This is a genomic window from Azorhizobium sp. AG788, from assembly GCF_943371865.1.
Classification (GTDB): domain Bacteria; phylum Pseudomonadota; class Alphaproteobacteria; order Rhizobiales; family Xanthobacteraceae; genus Azorhizobium.
The window spans coordinates 86089-110528 of the sequence record NZ_CALRWL010000008.1 but is presented as its reverse complement, the minus strand read 5'-3'; the positions used below and the strand labels follow the sequence as shown (position 1 = coordinate 110528).

General features: G+C 66.8%; 22 protein-coding genes. 12 read left to right on the top strand and 10 right to left on the bottom strand.

Features of this window, described 5'->3' with window-relative positions:
• Positions 1-6: 6 nt before the first annotated feature.
• A complete protein-coding gene (locus tag AAG816_RS07395) occupies positions 7-1176 on the top strand; it encodes a succinylglutamate desuccinylase/aspartoacylase family protein (RefSeq protein ID WP_341988935.1) in 1170 nt (389 codons plus the stop codon).
• On the opposite strand, the gene rocF is transcribed toward AAG816_RS07395, so the two are convergent.
• On the bottom strand, positions 1165-2202 hold the full coding sequence (rocF, locus tag AAG816_RS07390; protein WP_341988934.1) for an arginase: 1038 nt from the start codon (positions 2200-2202) through the stop codon (positions 1165-1167). The genes AAG816_RS07395 and rocF overlap by 12 nt on opposite strands.
• Positions 2203-2531: 329 nt before the next feature.
• On the opposite strand from rocF, the gene AAG816_RS07385 reads away from it, so the two are divergent.
• Positions 2532-3338 carry a transglutaminase family protein gene (locus tag AAG816_RS07385; RefSeq protein ID WP_341988933.1) on the top strand — a complete coding sequence of 269 codons (807 nt, stop codon included), beginning with the start codon at positions 2532-2534 and terminating at the stop codon, positions 3336-3338.
• A gap of 91 nt (positions 3339-3429) precedes the next feature.
• Here the strand turns inward: AAG816_RS07385 and AAG816_RS07380 are convergent, their stop codons facing one another.
• Together AAG816_RS07380 and AAG816_RS07375 are read right to left on the bottom strand one after the other, a co-directional pair.
• Positions 3430-5025 carry a PEP/pyruvate-binding domain-containing protein gene (locus AAG816_RS07380; protein ID WP_341988932.1) on the bottom strand — a complete coding sequence of 532 codons (1596 nt, stop codon included), beginning with the start codon at positions 5023-5025 and terminating at the stop codon, positions 3430-3432.
• Positions 5026-5111: 86 nt separating this feature from the next.
• Complete coding sequence (locus AAG816_RS07375) at positions 5112-7031, bottom strand: hypothetical protein (protein WP_341988930.1); 1920 nt, start codon at positions 7029-7031, stop codon at positions 5112-5114.
• A 602-nt stretch (positions 7032-7633) separates the two neighbouring features.
• On the opposite strand from AAG816_RS07375, the gene AAG816_RS07370 reads away from it, so the two are divergent.
• The 4 genes from AAG816_RS07370 to AAG816_RS07355 all read left to right on the top strand — a co-directional run bounded on the left by AAG816_RS07370 (position 7634) and on the right by AAG816_RS07355 (position 9589).
• A complete protein-coding gene (locus AAG816_RS07370) occupies positions 7634-7828 on the top strand; it encodes a hypothetical protein (protein WP_341988929.1) in 195 nt (64 codons plus the stop codon).
• 155 nt (positions 7829-7983) lie between these two features.
• Positions 7984-8256: a 30S ribosomal protein S21 gene (rpsU, locus tag AAG816_RS07365; RefSeq protein ID WP_341988928.1), complete on the top strand. Its 273-nt coding sequence runs from the start codon at positions 7984-7986 to the stop codon at positions 8254-8256.
• Between the two features lie 355 nt (positions 8257-8611).
• Positions 8612-8752 (top strand): hypothetical protein, encoded by a 141-nt coding sequence (locus tag AAG816_RS07360; protein WP_341988927.1) that lies wholly within the window; start codon positions 8612-8614, stop codon positions 8750-8752.
• A 153-nt stretch (positions 8753-8905) separates the two neighbouring features.
• Positions 8906-9589: a carbonic anhydrase gene (locus AAG816_RS07355; RefSeq protein ID WP_341988926.1), complete on the top strand. Its 684-nt coding sequence runs from the start codon at positions 8906-8908 to the stop codon at positions 9587-9589.
• Between the two features lie 167 nt (positions 9590-9756).
• Here AAG816_RS07355 and AAG816_RS07350 read toward each other — a convergent pair whose 3' ends face one another.
• Together AAG816_RS07350 and uxuA are read right to left on the bottom strand one after the other, a co-directional pair.
• The gene (locus AAG816_RS07350; RefSeq protein ID WP_341988925.1) at positions 9757-10509 is read right to left on the bottom strand and encodes a GntR family transcriptional regulator; all 753 of its coding nucleotides are present in this window, start codon (positions 10507-10509) and stop codon (positions 9757-9759) included.
• Between the two features lie 23 nt (positions 10510-10532).
• Positions 10533-11753, bottom strand: coding sequence for a mannonate dehydratase (uxuA, locus tag AAG816_RS07345; protein WP_341988924.1), 1221 nt, complete (start codon positions 11751-11753; stop codon positions 10533-10535).
• A gap of 231 nt (positions 11754-11984) precedes the next feature.
• Here uxuA and AAG816_RS07340 point away from each other — a divergent pair, with 231 nt between their 5' ends.
• From AAG816_RS07340 to AAG816_RS07325, 4 genes are all read left to right on the top strand, one after another.
• Positions 11985-12827, top strand: coding sequence for a transporter substrate-binding domain-containing protein (locus AAG816_RS07340; RefSeq protein WP_341988923.1), 843 nt, complete (start codon positions 11985-11987; stop codon positions 12825-12827).
• Positions 12828-13032: 205 nt separating this feature from the next.
• Positions 13033-13698 carry an amino acid ABC transporter permease gene (locus tag AAG816_RS07335; RefSeq protein WP_341988922.1) on the top strand — a complete coding sequence of 222 codons (666 nt, stop codon included), beginning with the start codon at positions 13033-13035 and terminating at the stop codon, positions 13696-13698.
• Positions 13695-14357 (top strand): amino acid ABC transporter permease, encoded by a 663-nt coding sequence (locus AAG816_RS07330; protein WP_341988921.1) that lies wholly within the window; start codon positions 13695-13697, stop codon positions 14355-14357. Before AAG816_RS07335 ends, AAG816_RS07330 begins: the two co-directional genes overlap by 4 nt.
• Complete coding sequence (locus AAG816_RS07325; protein WP_341988920.1) at positions 14354-15130, top strand: amino acid ABC transporter ATP-binding protein; 777 nt, start codon at positions 14354-14356, stop codon at positions 15128-15130. Before AAG816_RS07330 ends, AAG816_RS07325 begins: the two co-directional genes overlap by 4 nt.
• Before the next feature lie 19 nt (positions 15131-15149).
• On the opposite strand, the gene AAG816_RS07320 is transcribed toward AAG816_RS07325, so the two are convergent.
• Positions 15150-16754, bottom strand: coding sequence for a gamma-glutamyltransferase family protein (locus AAG816_RS07320; protein WP_341988919.1), 1605 nt, complete (start codon positions 16752-16754; stop codon positions 15150-15152).
• Positions 16755-17276: 522 nt separating this feature from the next.
• Between AAG816_RS07320 and AAG816_RS07315 the strand changes: the two genes are divergently transcribed.
• Both AAG816_RS07315 and AAG816_RS07310 read left to right on the top strand, forming a co-directional pair.
• A complete protein-coding gene (locus AAG816_RS07315) occupies positions 17277-18134 on the top strand; it encodes a VOC family protein (protein ID WP_341988918.1) in 858 nt (285 codons plus the stop codon).
• A 496-nt stretch (positions 18135-18630) separates the two neighbouring features.
• Complete coding sequence (locus AAG816_RS07310; RefSeq protein WP_341988917.1) at positions 18631-20190, top strand: class I adenylate-forming enzyme family protein; 1560 nt, start codon at positions 18631-18633, stop codon at positions 20188-20190.
• A 479-nt stretch (positions 20191-20669) separates the two neighbouring features.
• Here the strand turns inward: AAG816_RS07310 and AAG816_RS07305 are convergent, their stop codons facing one another.
• The 4 genes from AAG816_RS07305 to ltnD all read right to left on the bottom strand — a co-directional run bounded on the left by AAG816_RS07305 (position 20670) and on the right by ltnD (position 24290).
• The gene (locus tag AAG816_RS07305) at positions 20670-21137 is read right to left on the bottom strand and encodes an Lrp/AsnC family transcriptional regulator (RefSeq protein WP_341988916.1); all 468 of its coding nucleotides are present in this window, start codon (positions 21135-21137) and stop codon (positions 20670-20672) included.
• 110 nt (positions 21138-21247) lie between these two features.
• Positions 21248-22525, bottom strand: a complete 1278-nt coding sequence (gene otnK / locus AAG816_RS07300) for a 3-oxo-tetronate kinase (protein WP_341988915.1) — start codon at positions 22523-22525, stop codon at positions 21248-21250.
• Entirely contained in the window at positions 22522-23316 is a 795-nt protein-coding gene (locus AAG816_RS07295) for a TIM barrel protein (RefSeq protein WP_341988914.1), read from the bottom strand. The genes otnK and AAG816_RS07295 overlap by 4 nt, the downstream gene beginning before the upstream one ends.
• Positions 23316-24290, bottom strand: coding sequence for an L-threonate dehydrogenase (gene ltnD, locus AAG816_RS07290; RefSeq protein WP_341988913.1), 975 nt, complete (start codon positions 24288-24290; stop codon positions 23316-23318). The genes AAG816_RS07295 and ltnD overlap by 1 nt, the downstream gene beginning before the upstream one ends.
• Positions 24291-24440 lie beyond the last annotated feature (150 nt).

The window sequence follows — 24440 nt, the reverse complement described above, 5'->3', positions numbered from 1 at the left end:
TCGACCATGGACCCCCACACCCCCTCTCCGGTTCTGCCCTCTCCGGTTCTGCGGGAGACGTTTCCCCTGCCCGCCGCCGCGCCGGGCACGGAGCGCGCGGTGCGCGTGCTGCGCTTCGGCACGCCGGGGGCCCGCCCCAAGGCCTATCTCCAGGCGGGTCTGCATGCGGATGAGTTTCCCGGCATGCTGGTGCTGCGCGCGCTGGCCGCCCGCCTGGAAGAGGCCGCCGCGCGGGGCGAGATCCTCGGCGAGATCGTCGTGCTGCCGCTGGCCAATCCCATCGGCTTTGCCCAGCAGGTCAGCGGCTTTCTGCTCGGGCGCTATGATCTGAGCAGCCTCGGCAATTTCAATCGCGACTATGCCGATCTCGCCGCCGAGATCGGCGACGACATCGGCCCGCAGCTGGGGCCGGACCCGCAGGCGAACATCGCCGCCATCCGCGCGGCCATGACGGCGGCGCTCGCCCGCATGGCGCAGGACATGGTCCCGGCGCGGGAGGTGGATGCCCTGCGGCACCTGCTGCTGACCCTGGCCCACGACGCCGACTTCGCCCTCGATCTCCACGCCGACAATCAGGCGGTGCCGCACATGTATCTCGGCACGCCCCTATGGCCGGGGGCGCAGGACCTGGCAGCCGACATCGCCGCGCAGGCGGTGCTGCTGGCGGAAGTCTCCGGCGGCCATCCGTTCGACGAGGCTTGTGGCGGCCCGTGGTGGACGCTGGCGAAGCGCTATCCCGACCATCCGATTCCGCCCGCCTGCCTGTCCGCCACCCTGGAACTGGGGTGCAATGACGATGTGGACGAGGCTTATGCCGATGCCACCGCCGCCGCCTTGCTGGGCTTTCTCCAGCGCCGTGGCGTCGTTGCCGGCGCGGCCTCCCCGGCCCCGGCCGCGCTCTGTGACGCCACCGGTCTGGAGGCCATGCAGCAGTTGAAGGCGCCCATGGGCGGGCTGGTATCCTATATCGCCAAGCTCGGCGCGACGGTGCGCGCCGGCGAGGTGGTGGCGCGGATCATCGATCCGCTGGGACCGCAGGTGGACATCACGGCGGGCACCGACGGCATTCTGTTTGCCCGCCACAGCCAGACCTATGCCTGGCCGGGAAAGGTCGTCGGCAAGGTGGCCGGCGCCGTCGCCCGGCCGGAGCGGCACGGAAAGCTCCTACCCGCCTGAGCGGTGGCGGGCGGGCGGCCGCTCAAGGATGCGGCGCCCGAACAGGCTTCCGGCCAGATCCACCAGCAGATCGGCGGTCCGGCCGGCGTGATCCAGGATCGGGTTCAGCTCCACCAGATCCAGCGAGCCCACCAGGCCGCTGTCATGGAGCAGTTCCATGACCAGATGCGCCTCGCGATAGGTGAGGCCGCCCGGCACCGGGGTGCCCACGCCCGGCGCCAGGCCGGGGTCCATGACATCGGCGTCGAGGCTCACATGCAGGTGGCCGCCCGCCGCCGCCACCCGCTCCAGCAGGCGGCGCAGCGGCGCGGTGACGCCCCATTCGTCGATCAGGCGCATGTCCACCACATCGACGCCGCGGGCCGCGAGCAGGTTGCGCTCCTCCCGGTCCAGGGAGCGGGCGCCGAGGATGGTGACATTCTCCGGGTTCAGCGGCGCATGCCAGCTGGCATCCACATCGGCCGCGAACGCCGGCTCCGCGCACAGCAGCGCCAGGACCATGCCGTGCGGATTGCCGGAGGGCGAGATGTCGGGGGTATTGAAATCCGCATGGGCATCGAGCCAGAGCACGAACAGCGGGCGCCCGACGGTCTGGCAATAGCGGGCCACGCCCGCCACCGAGCCCATGGACAGGCTGTGATCGCCCCCCAGGAACACCGGCAACGCGCCGGCCGCGAGGCTGGCACAAGCCTGCGCACTGGTGCGGCGGGCCAGCGCCAGGACGGCCTCCTGGCGCGCCCGTGGCGAGGTGGCATAGTCGGACGCGCTGCGGGAGGGCGGGACCAGATAGGCGCTCAGGCCGTCCAGCAGGATATCGCCATGGTCGGTGACCCGATGCCCGAGTTCCTCCAGGCGCGCGGCGAGACCGGCGATGCGCAAGGCCGCAGGCCCCAGACCGGCACCGGGGCGACTGGCGCCATCATCCACCGGCACACCGTGGAGGGCGATGATCGGGCGGTCAGCGGTTGGCCCGATGTCCGGCCCCGCATGTGGCCCCGTTTCCGGGCCCGCTTCAAGTTCCGGCATCGGTCCCCTCTTGCCGCGTGTGGCTCCGGTGGCAGGGCGAGCGGCGCCGACGATGGCACAGGCCGAAGGCGGCGGACAGGGCGCGCGCGGGGCAAGCGTGCGGACGCGGTGCCGATCCCTCACCGCAAGAAGGGCTGCGGGCCGTGACCTGGATCCACCACATCCGTTTTTCGCACTGTTCTGCGGCACACGGGAATCCAATGCCGAACTATTTAAGCTTTGCAGTGCAGCAAATGGGTGCGCGGTGAATAAAACGTGTCGTAGGATGACCTGTGGCCGCATAGGAAGGCGCGGTCTCCCGACCGCCGGAACCGCCACGAGGAGGCGGGATGAAAATCCGCATCGGATACGAGCTTATCTACGACTTCCCGCAGCCGACCCCGATGGTGATGGTGCTGGGTGCCCATTTCACCCGCGCCTCCGACATCATCATTCCCGACTATCTGACCACCAGCCCGTCCGTTCCCATCACGCCGTACCGCGACGGCTTCGGCAATTGGTGCAGCCGCATCGTGGCGCCCGCCGGTCGCTTCCGCATTTCCGCCGATGGCCTGATCCGCGACACGGGGTTGCCGGATGTGGTGGTGCCCTGGGCCAGCCAGTCCGCCGTGGAAGACCTGCCCTCGGAGACCTTGGTCTATCTCCTGGGCAGCCGCTATTGCGAGACCGACCGGCTCACCACCGCAGCCTGGGAGCTGTTTGCCAACACGCCGCTGGGATGGCCCCGGGTGCAGGCGATCTGCGACTATGTCCATCACCATATCCAGTTCGGCTATGAGCACGCCCGCCCCACCATGACCGCATGGGAAGTGTTCAACGAGCGCAAGGGCGTGTGCCGCGACTATGCCCATCTGGCCATCGCCTTCTGCCGCTGCATGAACATTCCGGCTCGCTATTGCACCGGCTATCTCGGTGACATCGGCATGCCGCCGCCCTACGGCCCGATGGATTTTGCCGGCTGGTTCGAGGCCTTCCTCGACGGGCGCTGGTATACGTTCGATGCGCGCAACAATATCCCGCGCATCGGCCGGGTGCTGATCGCCCAGGGCCGCGATGCCTCGGACGTGCCGATCACCCACACCTTCGGCCCCAATTCGCTGGTCAGCTTCAAGGTGTGGACCGACGAAATCGTCTGAGCATCACCCTTTGCCGCAAGCCTGAGGGCACGACGACAAGACGGGCGCCACTCGGCGCCCGTGTTCCCCGCTGACGCACCGCCAGGCAAAGTCAGGCGCAGGCCGCTTCCCGGCTGTGGCTCCGCCACATCGCCACCTGGGCGAGATCGGCCTCCGGCTTCTCGCTCACCACCTGCGCCCGCCCCAGTTGCACGGTGCCGGCATCGCCGTCCATGGAGAGCCAGTCCCCCTCCTTGAGCGCATGCCCGGCCAGTTCCGCGCTGTGATGCAGTGCGTCCACGGTCAGCGCCGCGCAGCCGACGATGCAGGGCTTGCCCATTTGCCGCGCCACCAGCGCCGCATGGGCGGTGCGCCCGCCCACCGCCGTGATGATGCCCGCGGCCACCGAGAACCCCACCACGTCGGAGGTGCTGGTATCCGGACGCAGCAGAATGACCGGCTCACCGCTCGCGGCCAGCCGCTCGGCGCTGGCGGCATCGAACGCGGCCCGACCGACCGCGACGCCGGTGGAGGCGCCGGTTCCGGTCGCCGCGATGGCGCCCGCATCCGCCAGACGCTGGGTGACCAGCGCATCGAGATCAACGCCCTCCAGGCGCCGAAGCGCCTCCGCCGGCTCGATCAGCCGCTCCTGCACCAAGGCGACGGCAAAGCGCAGCGCCGCCCGGGGGGTGCGCTTGGCGGCGCGGGTCTGCAAGATCCAGAGCTTGGCATCTTCGACCGTAAATTCCACATCCTGAACGTCGCCGAAGGCGGTTTCCAGGCGCACCAGAACCTCGCGCAATTGCGCCGCCGCCACCGGCGCGGCGCGCACCAGCGCCGACTCGGTCTCGGGCGTGCGGCTGCCGGAGACCACTTCCTCCCCTTGGGCTGCCAGCAGCACGTCGATCACCGGCTCCGATGCCCCGGTGGAAGGGTCGCGGGAGAAGGCCACGCCCGCACCGGAAGTGAAGCCGCGATTGCCGAACACCATGGCCTGAACCGTGACCGCCGTTCCTTCGAGCGCCTCCAGATGCTCGATCTGGCGATAGGCGCGGGCGCGCGGGCTGGTCCAGGAGCGATAGACGGCCTGAGCCGCGGCCCGCACCTGATCCATGGGCGCATCGGGGAGCAGATGATCCTCGCCGGCGATCACCGTGGCATAGGCGTCCGCCAGACGCTCCAGCGCCTCGCCATCCAGGTCCGTTTCGTCGCTCACGCCTTCCGCCGTCAGAATGTCGTGACGGGCACGGCTGAGATCTTCCGCCGCCAGGCCAAGAACCACACTGCCGTAGCTTTCCAGGAACCGCCGCCGGCAGTCCCAGGCAAAGCGCGGATGGCCGGTCATGCGGATCAGTCCGGTGACCGCCTCGCGGCTGCACCCCACATTCAGCACCGTATCCAGCATGCCCGGCATGGAGCGCGCCGCCCCCGAGCGCACCGACACCAGCAAGGGCTGGCGCCGATCGCCGAACCGATGGCCGGTGGCCGCCTCCAGAAAGGCGATGCCCTCGGCGAGCCCGTCCTCCAGCTTGCGCCGCGCGCCCGGCTCGCCGCGCACGATGGCCGCGCACAGCGCCACCGGCAGCACGAAAGCCGGCGGCACCGGCAGGCCCAAGTTGGCCATGCGTGCGAGATTGGCGGCCTTGGCGCCGATCACGTCCGCAGAGGGCGTCTGCGTCGATCCCTGTCCGATGCGTACGATCCGCATGGTGGCAGCCTCCATTGAAACAGTGGTTCGGTGTGTCCGGCTTCGGGCGCTGGGACTGGCGCCCAGGCGTTGGATCGGCGCGGATGTCAGACGGCGAGATTGGCCAGGACGTGGTTGCGCAACTGGTAGCCGAAGCCCGCAAAACGATCGGTCGCCCGTTCCAGCGCCCGGGCCAGGTCCAGGGCGCATAGGGACGTGCTGAGGTCGAAGCTGCCCTGGAGCACCTTGCCGGTGACCGCGCGCTCCGCCGTGTCGGCGGCATGCTCCAGTTCGCTCAGCCGGCCGGCACAGGCCAGCGCATCTTCCGAATCCACCTGATGACCTTCGGGAACCGCCGCGGCGGCGGCTGCCCCGGACGCCGCAGCTTCCGCCCCTTGCACCGCAAAGGCGCACAGGTCCGCCAGCGGCCCGAGGAGATCGGCGGCCAGGACGGTTGGCAGGAGGGAGGCGACGAAGGCGCCCTGCTCCAGTTCATCCACGGCCTCCTCCACCTGATCGGCGAGGCGTTCGATGCCCGGCGCGGCACCGAAGCGGACCACCTTCTGGCGGGCATCGACGGCGATCCGGTCGGCCTTTTCCTCCCGCAGGCGGGCGCGGGTGGCAAGGCGCGCGCGGTCGAACGGACGCCCCGCCTGCTGCTCGAAGATGGCGTTGGCAATCTCGGCGGCGATCTCGCGGGCGAGGCCCGCCTGCCTCACGACGATGGCCAGCAGGGTCGCCTCCACCCGCTCCAGGTGCCGGGCGAGCTCCGCCTCGATGCGATCGCGCGCCAGCCGCACCGAACTGCCCGCCAGAAGCGCCTCGGTGGAGATGCGCAGCACCGCTTTGAGAAAATCCACCGCCGCCTCGCGGCCCAGGGTCTCGTCCAGCCGCTCGCCGAAGCCGATGCGACCGGGAGCGGCGTGCTGCACCGCCGCCGCCACCAGACCGCTGCCACCCAAGGCGAGAAAGGCGCGGTGGCCGAACCGGTTACGGGCCGCCCAATCGAGAATGCGGACCGCCTCGGTCTTGGGCACCCAGGTGCGCAGCACCTTGCGCGCCTTGTTCCAGTCGATGAGGAACACCAGCGCCGAGCCCAGCGCCTCCAGCAGATCGTCGCGCACCGCCAGGTCGCGGGTCTCGCACCGCCCGGTCACCAGATAGAACACGCCGTCGTCGCCGAGCCCCTCGGCGGTCTTGCGGTCAAGGCCGCTCCACTGGATGTCGAAATCCCGGGTCAGGCCGGTAAAGAACTTGGCCCGCGCCAGATGCACGTCCGTATAAGTGACCGTCACGGCGCCCGGCTCCACCGCAATGACCACCACATGGGCATCGGTCTCGCCAATGTCGTTCTGGATGGTGATGCGCGTGCCGGTGCGGGCCGCATTGGTGCCAAGGCCGGGATGGTCGAACTTGAGTTTCCGCGTGGCATCGAGGCCGCGCATGAAGGCTTCCACCGGGCGATGATCCTCCGGCCGCAGCCCGAACACATGGGCGCCGGCCACATTTTCTTCCGCATGCTCGGTGGCGAGTTGGTTCAAGGCCTTGTGCAGGTCCATCACCAGACGGTGCAGGCTGTCGGCGCCCTGGTCGGAAATGCTGGTGAGACGGGCGATTTCGTCGGCCGCGAGCGCGTCATCGCCGCCCAGGGTGTGGGCGGCGCGCAGGGCCTCAAGCCGCGCCTGCGCTGTGGCTCCGGTTTCGGCGTCCCCGGCCACGACGCCGCGCAGCATGGCGGCGGCATCGTCCCAGATCGCCTGACCCAGGTCCTTGAGCCCCGGCGCCGCGATCTTGTCCTGCGACGGCGCGGCCGCCGCGATCAGGCCATCCAGCGGCTCCAATCCGGCGGAGCGGCATTCGTCCGCCAGGGTGATGGCGGGGCCATCGGGGCGGCGGGCATGGCGGGCGGCGGCCTGGAGCACGCTCAAACGCACCTTGATCCGGTCATTGGCGCGCAAAGCCTCGGCGATCAGGGCCGGCAGGAGGATGTCGCTTTCGCCCAGATGCTCGATGATTTCGGTTTTCATGGCGCAACCCCTCGGTTCGCCGCGACCAAAGCATGATGCGGCGCGCCCTGAATTGCGGCAGGTCATTCATGCCAATGTCACATGGCTGCAGAGCGCGGAACGGCGCGGCCGACGAAGGGACCGCTTGCATCCTGGCCTATTCGGTGAAATCGTACATTTGATTGAGAGTCGCTGAGGCGGCGCTGAATTCGGCCGGTTGTCCGGCGGACCTGAGCTTGCGGACGGCGCGCACGCATCTTCCCGATCTGGACTGGGCTGGAGGGAGAACCTCTGGATCAGCGCGGGAATGCCGGAGCCGTCCACGGGACCGCCAGCCCTGTCGCCCATGATCTGCGCCGACGCCTCTGGAGGCGCCGCGGCGCTGCCCGCCCGAAGGGCGGTTCCGAGCCGCCATCGTCGTCGCAGCCTTGTTGCGGAACCGCGTGTCGTCCGCCAGCTGGCTTGTGCCAGCTGCGGATAAGTTCGGCCTCGCGTCCGCGTGGCAGATGAGTGTTCGCCGCCCTGTGGCCAGCCGCTCTCTGCGCGCGCCAATCTGCTCGCCTTTGACCCGCCTCGTTGCCGCGTTTCAGCGGTCCGTCGGCGGACCTACCGGAGTTACACCCATGAAAGACAATTCGCCGCTGGCGCGCGCCAAGGCTGAGAACAGCTTCCGCGACGTGCAGGGCAAGACCGCCAGCAAAGCCGTTCCCAAGCCGCAATATGAGGTCGAGGGCGAGCAGCTGCGCGAGAAGATCGCCCGCCTGAAGTCGCTGCGCGAGGCCAAGGAAACCGCCCAGAGCAAACCCTCCAAGCGCTGATTTCCCCATCCCTTTCAAGCTTTGCGCGGAAGGGGAGGTTATTTGGCTGGAACGTGCTATGTAGGGCTGTGACCTCGGCAGATGCGCAGGTCCTCGCTGAATCAGCGGGCGCGCCGCGCTCGAAGGGTCTCAGCAACCCACGGATTGGATATCACTTGCAAGTACTCGTTCGTGACAACAACGTCGACCAGGCTCTAAAAGTTCTGAAGAAGAAGATGCAGCGTGAAGGTGTCTTCCGCGAGATGAAGCAGCGGAAGGCCTATGAAAAGCCGTCCGAGAAGCGCACCCGCGAGAAGGCCGAAGCTGTCCGGCGCGCCCGCAAGGCAGCGCGGAAGACCGCTCAACGCGAAGGTTTGCTGCCGGCTCCCAAGAAGGTTGTTCGTGGCGCCCGTCCCGCTGGTGCTGCTCCGAGCGCCGGTCCGCGCTGAACTGAACGCCCCGCGGCGCTGCTGCTCTGCGAATCATAGCTTGGGCCTTGGGGTCCATTTCTGGTTCGCGGGCAGCGCCCGCCCGGCGGCAGGTGCGTTCTGCGTGCACCGAATCGGGTGTGCACCGCAATTTGAACGCACCCCGTTGCCCCTGAGCTGCTGACCCGACCGAACGCGTGCGGCGCCTTCACCAAGCGTGCTGCAACTGGGCGCTTGAGGTCGGCTGGCGTCGTCGCGCGTCCAGCGGCGCAGCGGACATGAGCCTTCATTGCCCGCCCTGCGCATGCGCGCCCGGTCGGGATTTTCGGCCCCGTCTCGCATGTCGCGGACGGCGGAGCTCAAAGAGGAGGCAGGCATGGCCAAAGGCGAACAAAAAAGCAATCGCGAGACCAAGAAGCCGAAGAAGGCCAAGGTGGCAGACACCACCACCGCCACGCCCTTCGCTTCGGTCCAGAAGAAAGTGCTCGACGCCGCCGCTGCCAAGAAGGGCAAGTAGGCCGCGCATTCCCGGCGGCCGCCGCCACGGCGGCGCCGGTTCCAGCAACCAAATGGGTGACGGTCGCGGGCCTGTTGGTGCGCTGGACCAAAGCTGCTATGGCCACCGCTCAGCCGCGCGGCTGACGCGCGGGAGGCAGGGCGAGGAGAAGCCATGTTCCCCGATCGACTGACAGAGGGCTATCGCGCCTTCATCGACGGCCGGTTCGCCAGTGAGCGGTCCCGCTATGAGACCCTGGCCCAGGCCGGACAAAAACCCGAAATCATGGTTATCGGCTGCGTCGATTCCCGCGTCTCGCCGGAAGTGATCTTCGATGCCGCCCCCGGCGAATTGCTGGTGGTGCGCAACGTGGCCAATCTGGTGCCCGCCTATGAGGCCGCCGGAGATTCGCAGCACGGCACCAGCGCCGCGCTGGAATTCGGCGTGCAGGCCCTGCGAGTGAAGCACATCGTGGTCCTCGGCCACGCTCTGTGCGGCGGCATCCGCGCCTTTGCCGACGAGCAGGAGCCATTGTCTCCGGGCGATTTCATCGGCCGCTGGATGTCGCAAATCGCCCCCGCCGCCGAGGGCCTCGGCCCGCGCGAGAAGGCGGATGGCGAATCCTACCTGCGCCGGCTGGAATTTGCCTCGGTGGAACTCAGCCTGCGCAATCTGATGACCTTCCCCTGTGTGCGAATCCTGGTGGAACGGGGCAAGCTGGCCCTGCACGGGGCCTATTTCGGCGTCTCCACCGGGCGCCTTCTGGTGCGCGATCCCGAAACCGGCCGATTCGAGCCGGTGGTGGAAGGGGCGTCCGGCCGGCTGGCCATGTTCCGCTGCGACGGCGACGAGGCCTGAGGTTTTTTTGCACCGCATCACACGGCGGTGAGATGACAGGTTGCAGGGAGGGGGTATCCTGCAATCTGCCCTTGGGACTGCCCCCATGAGGTTCCCAAACGCCTCGCCCTTGTCACCATCGGGGCGGGGCGTTTTCGTTTGCGCCTCGGGAATTGGGCGAATGGGCGCTATGCGACGGCGGGCTTGAGCACCGCATCCGCTGACGCGCCCGCCGTTGCGACCGCCAGCACGTCGAAGCTCTTGAGCACCCCTTCCACATGCCGGGACATTTCCCGCGTGGCCTCCTCCGCCCGTCCCCGGCGCACCGCCTCGACGATGGCGAGATGCTCCAGATAGGCTTCGCGATGCCGCCCCGGCTGATGGCGGGTGGCCAGCAGCCGCACCCGATCGATATGGGCCTTGACCGACTGCACCAGCCGCCAGGCCGCCGGCGCCCCGGCCATCTCCGCCAGACAGGCGTGGAACTGCTCGTCGGCGACGAAGAAGGCGTAGTCGTCGCCGCGCGCCACCGCATCGCTCTGCACCGCCAGCAGCGCCTCGATGCGCTGCCAGTCCGGCTGCGCCTGCTGGGCCAGAAGCCGCACGATCTCGCCTTCCAATGCGCGGCGGATCACCACCCCTTCGGCGATCTGGGCGCGGTCGATGGAGGCGACCACCGATCCCACCTGCGGCCAGGTGGTGACCAGACCTTCCAGCACCAATTGGCGCAGCGCCGCGCGCACCGGCGTGCGCGAGATGCGGCAGGCGGTGGCGATGTCATTCTCGTGCAGCGGCGCGCCGGACGGAACCTGCGACTGGACGATCAGCCGCCGCAGCACGTCATAGATCTGCGGGCCGATGGCCTGGGCGCGGTCCACCGCCACCTCGGACAGCACCTGCCCGAGATCAAAACCGGGGAGTTTGCGCTTTACCCGCGGCATCGCCCCTCCCGCTGCGGCGCCGATCAGGCGAGGCCGGTGTGAAGGGGATGGCGCAGTGCGGTCATCACGCCGCGCAATTCCGCCAGCCCCTTCAGGCGGCCGATGGCCGGATAGCCCGGCTGCGCCCCGCGCCCGATGTCGTCCAGAATGTCCTGGCCATGGTCCGGGCGCATGGGGATCTCCGCGTCCGCGCGGCCCTCCGCGTGGCGGCGCGCCTCTTCGGCCTGGAGCGCGGCGATGGTGGCCACCATGTCGGTTTCCCCGGCCAGATGCTCGTCTTCAAAGAAGGAGCGCCGCAGCCCGTCCACCGGCGCCTGTCGGCGCACATTGCGCAGATGCACGAAATGGATGCGCGGGCCGAGTCGCGCCGCCATGCCCGGCAGATCGTTGTCCGGGCGCACGCCGAGCGAGCCGGAACACAGGGTGACGCCGTTGGCGGGGCTGTCCACCGCATCCAGCATGAAGCGATAGTCGGCCTCGGTGGAGACGATGCGCGGCAGGCCCAGCAGCGGGAACGGCGGATCATCGGGATGGCAGCACAGGCGGATGCCCAGCTGCTCGGCGGTGGGCACCACTTCGGACAGGAAGTCCACCAGATGCCGGCGCAGGCGCTCCGCATCGATATGGTCGTAGAGCGCCAATTGCTCGCGCAGGCCGTCCAGGGTCCAGCCGTCGGCGGCGCCGGGCAGGCCGGCGGTGAGGTTGGCGGCGAGCGCGGTGCGGTCGGCGTCGGTCATGGCGGCGTTGCGAGCGGCCGCCTCCGCCTTGATGGCGTCGCCATAATCGGTGGCGGCGGCGGGGCGGGCCAGCACATGCAGATCGAAGGCGGCGAAATCCACCAGGTCAAACCGCATGGCCTGCCCGCCATGGCTGACCACATAGCGCAGATCGGTGCGGGTCCAGTCCAGCACCGGCATGAAATTGTAGCAGATGGTCTGAAGGCCCGCGTCCGCCAAAGCTTTGAGGCTGCGCTTGTAGGAGGCGATATGCTCGCGCCAGGCGCCGGTCTGGCGCTTGATGTCCTCGGAGACCGGCAGGCTTTCCACCACATCCCAGGTCAGGCCGGTGGGCGTGCCGCCCGTGCCACTCACACTGTCCTGGCGCTTGCGGATTTCATCCGCCGTCCAATCCTGCCCGGTGGGGATGTGATGCAAGGCGGTGACGATGCCTTGGGCACCGGCCTGCCGGATCGCGCTGAGAGGGACCACGTCCGCCGGCCCGAACCATCGCCACGTCTGCCGCATCTCGCTCGCCCTTGCTGCCGGAACACTCCCTACCGTCGTATTCCAGTATCCTAGTTTTTGTCAAAACGCCCCAGCTCTGCCCCAGGGGGACAAATTAGAATGGCTTGCGTTTGACCTGCGGAAAACTTGTATCCTAGAACGCCAGAAGAGGGCAGCGCGCAGGGATCAGGATCCCGGCTAACAAGACCGCCTCAAAAGGTCCGGAACCGGATCGCAATAGGGAGAAGACCAATGACACTCCGCTTCCGCGGCATGGCGTTCGCCGCTGCGATCGGCCTCGCGAGCCTCGCCACCAGTGCGTTCGCCCAGCCCCTGCCCGCCCCGCCTGCCCCCGGCGCCAGCGCCCGCATCGATGCCATCCGCAAGGCGGGTGTGCTGCGGGTCGGCGTGCTCTCCAATCCGCCGTGGCTGGTGGAAGACACCACCCGCTCCGGTGAGCCGTGGGCCGGCCCCGCCTGGGTGCTGGCGCAGGAATACGGCAAGCTGCTGGGTGTGAAGGTCCAGCCGGTTCTGGTCTCGCACGAGACCAAGGTGCCAGTGATCGCCTCCAATCAGGTGGACATGACCATTTCCCCGCTGTCGGCCACGCCGGAGCGCAAGAAGGTGGTGGATTTCGTCTCCTATTCGAAGACCAGCATCTGCATGTTCGGCCGCGCCGATAATCCCAAGCTGGCCAAGATCACCACCGTGGACGAGCTGAACAGCCCGGACATCACCATCGCCTATTTCACCGGCGGCGGTGAGGAGAACTGGGTCAAGCAGCGCTTCCCGAAGGCGGTTCTGCGCGGCGTCTCCACCGCCGGCGCCGCAGCCCCGGTGGAAGAGATCATGGCCAAGCGCGCCGATGTCTCTCCGATCAACCGGGTGCCGTGGGTGGCGCTCAACCGCAAGGTGAAGGGCCTCACCGTCCGCCCCGCCGCCGACAATTGCCAGAACAGCACCGAACTGGCCAATGACATCGGCTTGGCCGTGGACAAGAACCAGCCGGAATATCTGGCGTGGCTCACCGCGGTCGCGGATGCCATGCACAAGGACCTGCTGGCGGACGAAGAGCGCATCACCGCCAAAATGTGAGCCCTCAGGCTGCGTTAAAGCGGCCTGAGCGTTCGGCTTGGGTCAAAAGCGGGCCGTGCCATCGGTGCGGCCCGTCGTTTCCCCCGCCCCTTTCCTTTGCCCGCCGGTGCTGCGCGCGACGGTCGCGCACACCGCCCCCGGGCCTCCTTGAAACACCGCCGAGCGGCGCGCCGCCGGCGTGGCGCGGCAACCGCCCGGAGCTTGGATGGAATTCGATTTCGCACCGGTGCTGGAGAGCTGGCGCTTCCTGCTTTCCGGCCTCTGGGTCACCCTGCTCCTGTCCGTCATCTGCGCGGCGTGCAGCCTGGTACTGGGCGCTGCGGTCGGCCTAGGGCGCATCTACGGCCCGCGCCCGGTGCGCGCCGTCCTCACCTTCTATATCGACAGCATGCGGGCCATCCCGGTGCTGGTGGTGCTGGTGTGGATCTATTTCGCGGTGCCGATCCTCTCCGGCGTCACCTTCGACCCGTTCTGGGCGGCGGTGCTGGCCCTGACCATTCATCTGGCCGCCTATGCGGCGGAAATCCTGCGCGCCGGCATCGAATCCATCCGCCCCGGCCAGGTGCGGGCCGCCCTCGCGCTCGGCATGAGCCGGCCGCAGATCATCCGCCGCATCCTGCTGCCGCAGGCGGTGGTGCGCATGCTGCCGGCGTTCGGCTCGCTGCTGTCGCTGACCATCAAGGACACCGCCATCGCCACCGTCATCGCGGTGCCGGAGCTGATGCGCCGCGCTGAGGCGGTGGCCGCCTCCTCGTTCCGCGGCGCCGAGGTCTTCACCGTGGTGATGCTGATCTATTTCCTCATCCTGTTCCCGGTCACCCGGCTGGTGGACATGGCCTACAAGCGCTACGCGCACCTGGGGCGCTCATGACGCTCGATTGGTCCATCGTCTGGGATAACCGCTGGCTGCTGCTCCAGGGTGCCCTGCTCACCATCGTCCTCACCGTGGCCACCATGGCGGTGGCGATCCCCGGCGGCATCCTGCTGGCGGTGATGCGCATGTCCTCCTCGCGGCTGCTGTCCTCGCTCAGCGCCTGCTATGTGGAGCTGTTCCGCAATATCCCGCTGATCCTGATCGTCTATTGGGCCTTCTACGTGCTGCCGCTGATGCCTTTGGGCATCACGCTGGATGCCTTCACCACCGGGCTCGTGGCCCTGTGCCTGAATGTCAGCGCCTATAATTCCGAGACCTTCCGCGCCGGCCTCAACTCCATCCGCAAGGGCCAGGTGGAGGCGGCGGTGGCGCTGGGCATGACCCGCAGCCAGGCGCTGCGCCGGGTGATCCTGCCGCAGGCCTGGCGCCGCGTGCTGCCGGTGCTGGCCAGCACCTGGGTCTCCTTGTTCAAGGATACGTCGCTGGTGTCGGTGATCGCGGTGGGGGAACTGGCCCACACCGCCATGCAGATCCGCTCGCAGAGTTTTCGCGTGCTGGAGATGCTCACCGCCATGGCGGTCATCTACTGGATGCTGGGCTACCCCCAAGCCAAGCTGGTGGACTGGATCCACCGCAAATTCGGAGTGAAGGAATGAGTGCGCCCGTCCCCCCTCGCACCGGCGCCGCGTCCGCCCCCGTGGTGGTCTATGAGAATGTGCGAAAGAGTTTTGGCACATTCACGGCATTGAACGGGGTGTCGTTTCAGGTGAACAAAGGGGAAGTGGTGTGTCTTATCGGACCTTCCGGGTCCGGAAAATCCACATTGTTACGCTGTACGAATGCACTGGAAAAGCACGACGGCGGGCGCATCCTGTTCGAAGGAGTGCCGCTGCCGGCGGATGAGAAATCCCTCCACGGCGTGCGCCGGCGCATGGGCATGGTGTTCCAAAGCTTCGAACTTTTCCCGCACATGACCGCGCTGGAAAATGTCTGCGAAGGCCCGGTGACGGTGCTGGGCATGTCCAAGGCCGACGCCATCACCCGCGCCACCGCTTTGCTGAAGAAGGTCGGTCTCGCCGATAAGGCCTTGAATTATCCCGCCAATCTCTCCGGCGGCCAGCAGCAGCGGGTCGCCATCGCCCGCGCCCTGGCGATGCAGCCGGACATGATGCTGTTCGACGAACCCACCTCCGCCCTCGATCCCGAGACCGTCGGCGAGGTGCTGAACGTGATGAAGCAACTGGCGGAAGAGGGCATGACCATGGTGGTGGTCACCCATGAGATGGCCTTCGCCCGCCGGGTGGCGAACTGGGTGGTGGTGTTCGAGGCCGGAGCCGTGATCGAACAAGGCCCCCCGACCCAGATCTTCGATGCCCCACTGGTCAGCCGCACCAAGGACTTCCTCAGCCATCTGGGTTGGGAAGGCTGAGTTCTCAAGGCTTTAGCGGTCAGAATGCCGCCGCCTGCCCGTCCTTGCGGCTGTCCGATCCGGCCGCATAACAGCCGTTGTCGCCCCGCACGATCAGCTGCGCGGCGCCGAAGGCAAACACCGCTTCCGGCGGGTCCACGACGATCTGATGGCCGCGCGCCGCCAGTCCTTCCAGCACCGCAGGACCGACGCTGGCCTCGATCGCCACCTTGCGCCCCGCCACCACCCGCCAGCGCGGCGCATCGGCGGCAGCCTGGGGATTCTGCTTGGCCCGCAACATGCGCAGCGCCATCTGCGTATGTCCCTGCGCCTGCATCGGGCCGCCCATCACGCCGAACGACAGCAGCGGCTGCCCGGCCTTGTCCATGGCAAAGGCCGGGATGATGGTCTGGAACGGTCGCTTGCGCGGCGCCACCAGATTGGCGTGGCCCTGCTTCAACACGAATCCGGCGCCGCGGTTCTGCAGGCTGATGCCGGTGCCCGGCACCACCACGCCCGAGCCGAAGCCCATGTAATTGGACTGGATGAACGACACCATCATCCCCGAGGCATCGGCGGCGGCCAGATAGACCGTTCCCGCAGGCATGGGGGCGCCGTAGACCGGCAGGCCCGCCGTCGCCCGATCGATCAGCTTGGCCCGCTCGGCCAGATAGGCCGGGTCCAGCAGCGAGGCCGGGTCGATGTGCATGGCAGCAGGGTCGGCCACATACTGGAACAGGTCGGCCAGGGCCAGCTTGGTGGCTTCGATGGCCAGATGGATGGTGTCCACCGAATCCGGGTCCGACGTGTCCGCCCCCAGCGCTTCCAGAATGCCGAGAGTGATCAGGGTGGCGATGCCCTGCCCGTTCGGCGGCAGTTCGTGCACCACGCCATCGCCGTACGGCTGCGACAGGGTGTCGACGAAATCCGCCTGATGGGCACCGAGGTCGTCCAGGGTCATGGCCCCGCCATGGGCGGCGGAATGCGCCACCATGGCCTCGGCCAGATCGCCGCGATAGAAGGCCTCGCCCTCGGTCTCGGCGATGAGTTCCAGGCTGCGGGCCATGGCCTCGCAGCGGAAGATCTCGCCCGCCACCAGCGCGCGGCCCTGCGGCAGGAAGGTCTCGGCAAAACCCGGCTGGCCGGCGAGCAATTTCTCCGCATTGGCCCACAGGCGCGCCACCGCCGGCGACACCGGATAGCCGTCGCGGGCATAACGCACGGCAGGTTCGGCGATGACCGACAGCGGCAGCTTGCCGAACTTGCGCCATAGGGCGATCCAGCCCGATACGGCGCCGGGGACGGTCACCGCCTCCCAGCCACGCTCCGGCATCACCGCGCGACCGGCAAAGCGCTCGGGCGTCCATGCGGCGGGAGAGCGGCCCGAGGCATTCAGGCCATGCAGTTTCTCCCCATCCCAAAGAATGGCGAAGGCATCGCTGCCAAGTCCGTTGCCGGAGGGCTCCACCACCACCAGCGCCATGGCCGTGGCAATGGCCGCATCCACCGCATTGCCGCCCCGCGCCAGCATGGAAAGCCCCGCCTGGGCGGCCAGCGGCTGCGAGGTGGTGACGATGTTGCGGCCCAGCACCGGATGGCGGAAGACCTCGTAGGACTTGCGGTAATCGAGCGACGACAGATCCACGGCAGGGCCTCTCAACGATGACGCGCCTGTCTAGAACGCGTGGGTCAGCAACGGAAGCGGTGAGTTGGCAGACCGGCCGGAACGTCTCTTGACCGCAACTGCCTTCAAGGCCAACGCTCGGAAACTCCCGGCCAGCTCATGCCGCCGGCGCGCGGCATTGAAGACGGGGGAACGATAGAATGGCAATGGCGCGAGAACAATCCGAACCGACGTTGCGATGCAATTTCATGCTTTTGTTTGAATTGTCCACGCAATGAGCATCCCGATCTGTACCGGAAACTTGTCATCACATTCCTTCTGGCGGGGGTTGGACACTGAAGTTTGCAATGTTTTTTCGCGCCAGCCGCCCTCTAATAATATCCTCAGCCCCGCGGGATCTGGATGTCGCGCCCCTCGAGCCAAGGCGGACCATTCTCCCGGAATGGGGCGAAGGCCAAAAAAGCTTAGCTATCGATTTAATATGATATTGCCCGCATAATATTTCTCCCATGGGCCACGGCCCTTCCAGACGGAGCAGGCACCTTGACCGACGTTGAGCCCCCTTTGGCCGGCCCGATCCTGGATCATGTTGTGGTCAATGTGATGGATCGCCTCGATCCCGCGCTACAGGCGTATGAAAAGCTTGGCTTCCAGCTGACGCCGCGGGGCTACCACTCCCTTGGTTCGGCCAACAATCTGGCCATCTTCGGCACCGACTATCTTGAGCTTCTTGGCTTCCAACCCGGAAATGAGGGCAACCGGGCGGACCTGTGGCGTCACCCGCCAGGCCTCACGGGCCTTGTGTTCAAGGGCACGTCCCCCGATGCGCGATACGCAGATCTCCTGGCGAGGGGTGTCCCGGTCGAGGCACCAGCGGAATTCACCCGGCCGGTAGAACTGCCGGAAGGCACCAAGGACGCGCATTTCCGCGTCACGCGCATCTCGCCGAGCGAAGTGCAGAATGGCCGCACCTTCTTTTGCTATCACTACACCCCCGACGTGGTCTGGCGCCCGGATTGGCAGTCGCATCCCAATGGCGTGGTCGGCATCTCCGAATTCGTCATCGCCGGCACGGAGCCGGCGCGAACCGCCGCCATTTACGAGCGCATGTTCGGACCCGGCCTGCTCAAGGCGGTTGAGGGCGGCGTCTCCTTTTCCGCAGGCGTACCGAAGGTCTCGGTTCTAACCCCGGAAACGATCGCGGCACGGTTCGGCATCGTGCCGGAACTGGGGCCGGATGGCACCGATCACATGGTCGCCCTGGTGTTCAAAGCGCCGTCGCTTGACGTCACGAAGGCCGCTCTGACGGCCGGCGGGGTGGCTTTTGCGGACTATGCGGATGGGATCGTCGTTGCGCCGGCCCTTGCGGCGGGGGTCATCACCGCATTCGTGGCCGCCTGACCACGATCAAGACCGCCGATCATGAATTTCCGCCGAGCCCACTTGCGTCCAGCCATCGACACCGACCTCATTCCGGTGGCGAAGGTCCGGTGTGTGGGCAAGACGGGCGAGATTGCCGACGTGGATGTATTTAACGAGGCCGGCGTACTTCTCGCCATAGGTCGAACAGCTTACGCGACCCAATTGAATAATAAAATCAGTCATCAGGGATAACGCGAAGGATCTACCAGATGAGGCCAATGACCAGCAGAAGGTAGAGCTGACATGATTTCCAGGCGCCCTTTCCTCACCACGACCGCGGGCTGCGCGCCGGCGTCGGAAATGCCCCTGCCGGCATTTGCGCAGGCCATCCCAAGGCGAGGCGGCACCCTCGTTGCCGCCCGGGACGGCTTCGCGCCGCAGGTCATTTTCGTCCCGCCCGGCGGCAGTTCGAGCCCCTCCTTCACATCCACGGACATACTCGAGCGCTTGCTGCGTCTCGCGACGGGAACAGCCTATGTCAGCGCCTGACGTGTCACCGCTTGCCCCTCCCCCGGCCCCGGCGAACCGCTGGGTCAATCTTGGTGACTTGATCGACCATGGCGGCGATCTTTCCCGCACCGCCCTCATTGACCTATCCACGCCCGAGCCGCGCACCTATAGCCACAGCGACGTGGACCGGCTGGCCAATGGCGTGGCGCGCTTCCTCACGCAGCGGGGCCTGTCCCGGGGCGACCGCGTGGCGATCCTCTCGCTGAATCGCGCGGAGTATCTCATCGCCTTCTTCGGGATCATGCGGGCGGGCTTTGTGGCGGTTCCCGTGAACGTCAAGCTGCCGGCAGAGACCGTCGACTATGTGCTGCACGATGCCGACGTGCATTTCGCCTTCGTGGACACGGGGGGGCGCAGCTTTTTGGGCGACAACGTGCCTTTCCTCGACTTCGACGACGCGGGTGAGAGCGGTTTCGGTGCCATCATTCAGCCCGGCAGCTTCGAGACCGTGGCCATGGGCCCGCGCGAAATCGGACAGATGCTCTACACCTCAGGCTCCACCGGAAAGCCCAAAGGGGTGCCACTCTCCCATTCCGGCCAACTCTGGGCGCTGTTCATGCGCACCGCCAACGGCAAGATGCAGGCGCAGGAACGCTACATCATCGCCCAGCCGCTCTTTCACATGAACGGATTGTTTTCCGCCAAGACCGCCTTCGCCATCAATGCGTCGATCGTGATGATGCCCGGCTTCGACACACGCCCCTATGTGAAGGCGATTTCGGACTATCAGGTCACCGCACTGGCCTCCGTGCCCACCATGTTCGCGCGCATCGTCAAGGACGCGGACTATGTGCGGACCCTGGACACCACCTCGCTTCGCCGCATCACAATGGGATCCGCCCCCTCGACCCTGGCGCTGTTCGACCGGGTCCGCGACCTCTTCCCCAAGGCCACCATCGCTTTGGGCTTCGGCACCACCGAGGCTGGTCCTGCCATATTCGGCCCACACCCCGACGGCCTGCCCACGCCACCGGTGTCGCTGGGTTATCCCGTGGTGGGCAGCGAGGTCCGGCTGGTGGAGGGATCCTCCCCGGATGAGGGGGTGCTGATGATGCGCAACCCGTCCCTGATGTTCGGCTATCACGGACTGCCGGAGCAGAGCGCAAAGGCTTTGCGCGACGGCTGGTACTACACCGGAGACGTGCTCCGCCGCGACGCGGACGGCTTCTATTATTTCGTCGGACGCGCGGACGATATGTTCGTTTGCTCCGGGGAGAACATCTATCCGGTGGACGTGGAGAAGATGCTGGAGCGCCAAGCGTCGGTTCAGCAAGCGGCCGTGGTGCCTCTCGCCGATGAGGAAAGGGGACAAATGCCCGTGGCATTCATCGTCCCGCGCCCGGGCACGACGCTCACATATGACGAGATCAAGACCTTCTCGCTCGCCAATGGTCCGGCCTACCAGCATCCGCGCCGCGTGGTGTTCGTTGAGGACCTCCCCTGGGCCGGAACCAACAAGATCGACCGCAAGGCGCTGATCGCGCGGGCGCGGGAGTTGGAAGCCGCCGGAGGATGGGCCCAGTGACGCCCTGAGACCTCCGCGGCGCGATCGCGCTCGTCACCGGCGCCAGCCGGGGCATCGGCCGTGCCACTGCCCTTACCCTCGCAGGCCGTGGGGCAACGTCACTGGGGGGCGCGACGTCGAGCCCTTCCTGAACTTGGGCAGCAACGCCTGCGTCAGCCGGCCGGCGCCCCTCGAGGATGTGGACGAAGCCGAGTTCCACCGCGTGCTCCAGATCAACCTGCAGGCGCCGTTCTGTCTCACCAAAGCGTTGGCCCGGTGCCGGCGGACGGGGGCGGGATCATCAACATATCGCCCATGGGGGCGCGCGCGGCCTACCCATTCCTGTCGTCCTCAGCCCCGGCCAAAGCGGGTCTGGAAACGGGGGGATCTCGCGCGGGTCTCACCTTCCTGGCCTCGCCCAAGAGCGGCCGGGTGATGGGCCAGATCATCGATCGCCAGCGGCGGCCAGCGCCTTCGACCTGGCCGCCGCCTATGCCCGCTCACTTCAGCATGTAGCTCGTGGGGACAGCGGTGGTGAATTTCATCTCCTCCATGGCCAGGGAAGATGACAGATTGGAAAATTCCAGCCGCGAGATCAGGCGCTGATACACCGCGTCATAGGTCTCGATATCAGGTACCACCAAGCGCAAAAGATAGTCGGTCTCGCCGGTGAGACGCCACGCCTCGACGATCTCGGGAATATCGGTGATGACGCGGCGAAAGGCTTCGAGCCATTCCATCGCATGGCGCGGCGCCTTCACCGCCACGAAGACCGTCAGGGGGACATTGACCTTTCGGCGGTCCAGCAGCGCAACCCGCTTCAAGATGATGCCGTCATCCTCAAGCTTCTTAATCCGGCGCCAACATGGGGTGGGACTAAGGCCCACCTTGTCCGCCACAGCGGCGGCCGACATGAGGGCGTCCTCCTGAAGGAGGTCCAGAATGCGACAATCAATGGCGTCGGGCAACGGGCGTCTCCTGAAATGGGATTCCGCAACTGCGAGCAATGCTAGCACGCAAGTTTCGCACAGATCCCGGATCAGGAAACTCCATAGTTAGGAGGGGGTCGAACGCCCCTCTAGGTCATGGCATCGAGCGCCTTGGCGAAGAAGTCCGGACCGCCGAAATTCCCGGACTTCAGCGCCAGCAGCATAGCGGGCGCGTGGCCAGCTGTGCGCAGCAAGGGGACGCCCGCCGCAATCTCCGGCCCCACGGCAAACGCCCGAATGCCCAGCCGGTCCACGCAGGCGCCGGAGGTCTCGCCACCGGCAATGATCAGGCGCCGCACACCAGCGGCCACAAGGTCGGCAGCGAGGCGTGCGCTGGCCTGTTCGATGGCCACACCCGACGCAATCCGGCCAAAGCGCGCCTGAACGCCGGAGACTTCATCGGGCGTTCCACTGGTGGCGATGAGCACCGGCCCGTTCGCCAGATAGGATTTGGCCCAGTCCAACGCATCCGCCAGGGTGGCATCCGGCGCCGTGATGAGCGCATCGGGAGAGAGCCGCAGCACCGGCATGAAGCTTTCGGCCCGGTCGATCTGCTCAAGGGTCGCCGCCGAACAACTGCCGGCGATCGCCGCGATCCCCCCGCTCACAGAAAGACCGACTGCGGGTGCGCTACCGGCAACGGCACCATGCCCCGCCGCCCGTAGGGCGCGGGCGAGGCCCAGGCCCAGGCCCGAGGCGCCCACCGACAGCGAGCCATCCAAGGCCGCCGTTCCAATCGCTTGAAGGTCGCTATCGAAGACCGCATCAATGACGGCAGCCCCTACGCCTTGCGCGGCCAGATCCCGAAGGCGCCCGCGAATGGCCTCCGGTCCAGCGGCCACGGACTTCAGATCCACCAAGCCAATCTTTGTTTCGGACTGACGGCCGAGCACCCGCACCAGATTGGCGTCGTGCATGGGGTTGAGCGGGTGGTCCTTCAACGGACTTTCATTGAGCAGAACCGAGCCGACGAAGAGCGTGCCGAAATACACCGTGCGCCCCGTCTCTGGAAACGCGGGCGTAACCAGAACGACCCCGGCGTGTGCATCCGCCCGCAGTGCGTCCATCACTGGGCCAATATTGCCGGCATCGGTTGAATCGAAGGTGGAGCAGATCTTGAACAGGAGATGCCCCGCGCCCTGCGCCGTGAGCCATGCGCCGGCGGCGCGCGACTGGGCGACGGCGTCCGCCGCCGGAATCGAGCGGCTCTTGAGCGCCACCACCACCGCATCCACGTCGCTCAGCACCAAACCTGCCGGGGGGATACCGATGGTCTGCACGGTGCGCAGGCCGGCCTTCGTCAGCGTATTTGCGAGATCCGAGGCGCCGGTATAGTCGTCGGCGATACAGCCAAGAACGATGCTCATGCGGACACTCGGGCTCGGGTCGAATAGGGAGCGAACCAACCAAGACCATCGACCGTGCAACGGCCGCGCGGGCGATAGTCACACCCCACATAGCCCTTGTAGCCAAGGCGCTCCAACTTGGCGAAAAGGAATGGGAAATTCAATTCGCCATCGTCCGGCTCACTGCGGTCGGGGACACCTGCCACCTGAACGTGACCGATATGACGGATCTTGCGCGTTAGGGCCATGGCCACGTCGCCCCGGGCCAGCTGCTGCTGGTAAATGTCGAACTGGAGCCTGAGGTTCGGAAATGCGGGATCGGCAGCCAGACTTGCCTCGTGGCAGGAGTCCGTGAGGAAATAGCCAGGAATCTCGCGCGGATCCAGGGGCTCGATCAGCAGTTCGATTCCATGCGGTTGCAGATGCTCACAAGCGTGAGAGAGCGCGCGGCGAAAGCTCTGCACCGCCTGTGGATCATCCAGGCGCCCCAGCCCCGCCATCATCTGAACCTTAGCCGCACCAATGGTGCGGGCATAGGAGAGGCCATCCGCGACGCTGACCTTGAAATCGTCGAACCGGTTCGGCAGCGCTGCAAGGCCGCGGTCACCTGCGGCCCAGTCACCCGGCGGCAGAGCAAACGTGACCGCTTTCAGCCCGTTACGCTGGAGACGCGCGGCCACAGCATCGGCGCTGAAGGCGTAGGGAAATTGAAATTCGACCGCCGTAAAGCCTGCGTCCGCAGCGGCCGCGAAGCGGTCAAGAAATGCCCATTCATTGAACAGGCTGTTCAGGTTGGCTGCAAATCGCGGCATCAGCCAACATCCCGGGCGGGATCGGGAAGCGTGACGCCGGACATGCTGGAGTAGAGGCGGGCGAGCGAGGAATCGTCGTCGCGCCCCATCCCGGCCCCCGCAGCGCCGAGATAGAGTTGCAGTGCTGCCGCGGCCAGGGGCACGGGATAGCGGGCGGTGCGCGCCATATCCTGTACGATGCCCAGATCCTTGACGAAGATTTCAACGGCGCTGGCGGGTCGATAGTCCCCGGCGAGCACATGCGGCATCCGGTTTTCAAACATCCAGGAATTCCCGGCCGAGGCCGTGATCACCTCATACACCTGCGCCAAGTCGAGTCCTTGCCGCGCAGCAAATGTCATGGCCTCGCAGGCCACCGCGATGTGGACGCCGGCGAGCAACTGGTTGATCATCTTGAACGCGGCACCGGTACCCGCACCGTCTCCCAGCTCATAGACTTTTGCTGCCATGGCTTTGAGCGCTGGTGCGGCTGCCGAAAACGCCGCAGCGCTTCCCGAGGCGAGGATGGTCAGTTCTCCGGTGGCTGCCCGTGCGGCACCGCCGGAAATCGGTGCGTCGAGATAAAGGCGCCCGGTCGCCTCAACCCGACCGCCCAGTTTGCGCGCCTGGTCTGGGGACATGGTGGCGCAGGACAGGAAGACCGCAGTGGGCGACATCACGTCGACAATCCCGTCAGGCCCGAACAGCACCGCCTCGGTCTGATCGCCATTCACGACGACGCTCACCACCACATCCGCGCCCGCGGCCGCCGCGGCGGCACTGGTCGCAACCGCTCCCCCCTTGGCCACCAAAGCCGCGCCGGCCGCTTCGGATATATCGAAGCCCGTCACGTGGAAGCCGGCGGCCAGCAGGGACGTGGCCATGCCAAGGCCCATGGCACCAAGGCCGATTACTGCAGCGGCGAGTTGTGCGGTCGATGAGCCGCTCCGGGACTGAGCGTCTTTTGCCGGCGCTGCTTGCTCTGCGAGGACCATCAGCCGAACCACCCCTTACGCGCCGCTCGAATGGCAGCGCTGCCAATGGGAGGGATAAAGAACTTTTTCATATTTACAACCAAAAAATGGCAGCGCTGCCATTTCATGTTGCCGGCCGACATCCGCTATGGGACAGTGCATTCTCGATCG

Bases quoted from the DNA above. Each gene is read 5' to 3' on its own strand.
- AAG816_RS07360 (WP_341988927.1), top strand. From the start codon at position 8,612: ATGGCCAAAGGCGAACAAAAAAGCAATCGCGAGACCAAGAAGCCGAAG.
- AAG816_RS07310 (WP_341988917.1), top strand. From the start codon at position 18,631: ATGTCAGCGCCTGACGTGTCACCGCTTGCCCCTCCCCCGGCCCCGGCG.
- AAG816_RS07330 (WP_341988921.1), top strand. From the start codon at position 13,695: ATGACGCTCGATTGGTCCATCGTCTGGGATAACCGCTGGCTGCTGCTC.
- AAG816_RS07325 (WP_341988920.1), top strand. From the start codon at position 14,354: ATGAGTGCGCCCGTCCCCCCTCGCACCGGCGCCGCGTCCGCCCCCGTG.
- AAG816_RS07375 (WP_341988930.1), bottom strand. From the start codon at position 7,031: ATGAAAACCGAAATCATCGAGCATCTGGGCGAAAGCGACATCCTCCTG.
- AAG816_RS07340 (WP_341988923.1), top strand. From the start codon at position 11,985: ATGACACTCCGCTTCCGCGGCATGGCGTTCGCCGCTGCGATCGGCCTC.
- AAG816_RS07350 (WP_341988925.1), bottom strand. From the start codon at position 10,509: ATGCCGCGGGTAAAGCGCAAACTCCCCGGTTTTGATCTCGGGCAGGTG.
- AAG816_RS07395 (WP_341988935.1), top strand. From the start codon at position 7: ATGGACCCCCACACCCCCTCTCCGGTTCTGCCCTCTCCGGTTCTGCGG.
- uxuA (WP_341988924.1), bottom strand. From the start codon at position 11,753: ATGCGGCAGACGTGGCGATGGTTCGGGCCGGCGGACGTGGTCCCTCTC.
- AAG816_RS07370 (WP_341988929.1), top strand. From the start codon at position 7,634: ATGAAAGACAATTCGCCGCTGGCGCGCGCCAAGGCTGAGAACAGCTTC.
- otnK (WP_341988915.1), bottom strand. From the start codon at position 22,525: ATGAGCATCGTTCTTGGCTGTATCGCCGACGACTATACCGGCGCCTCG.
- AAG816_RS07335 (WP_341988922.1), top strand. From the start codon at position 13,033: ATGGAATTCGATTTCGCACCGGTGCTGGAGAGCTGGCGCTTCCTGCTT.
- AAG816_RS07355 (WP_341988926.1), top strand. From the start codon at position 8,906: ATGTTCCCCGATCGACTGACAGAGGGCTATCGCGCCTTCATCGACGGC.
- AAG816_RS07380 (WP_341988932.1), bottom strand. From the start codon at position 5,025: ATGCGGATCGTACGCATCGGACAGGGATCGACGCAGACGCCCTCTGCG.
- rocF (WP_341988934.1), bottom strand. From the start codon at position 2,202: ATGCCGGAACTTGAAGCGGGCCCGGAAACGGGGCCACATGCGGGGCCG.
- ltnD (WP_341988913.1), bottom strand. From the start codon at position 24,290: ATGGTCCTCGCAGAGCAAGCAGCGCCGGCAAAAGACGCTCAGTCCCGG.
- AAG816_RS07295 (WP_341988914.1), bottom strand. From the start codon at position 23,316: ATGCCGCGATTTGCAGCCAACCTGAACAGCCTGTTCAATGAATGGGCA.
- AAG816_RS07385 (WP_341988933.1), top strand. From the start codon at position 2,532: ATGAAAATCCGCATCGGATACGAGCTTATCTACGACTTCCCGCAGCCG.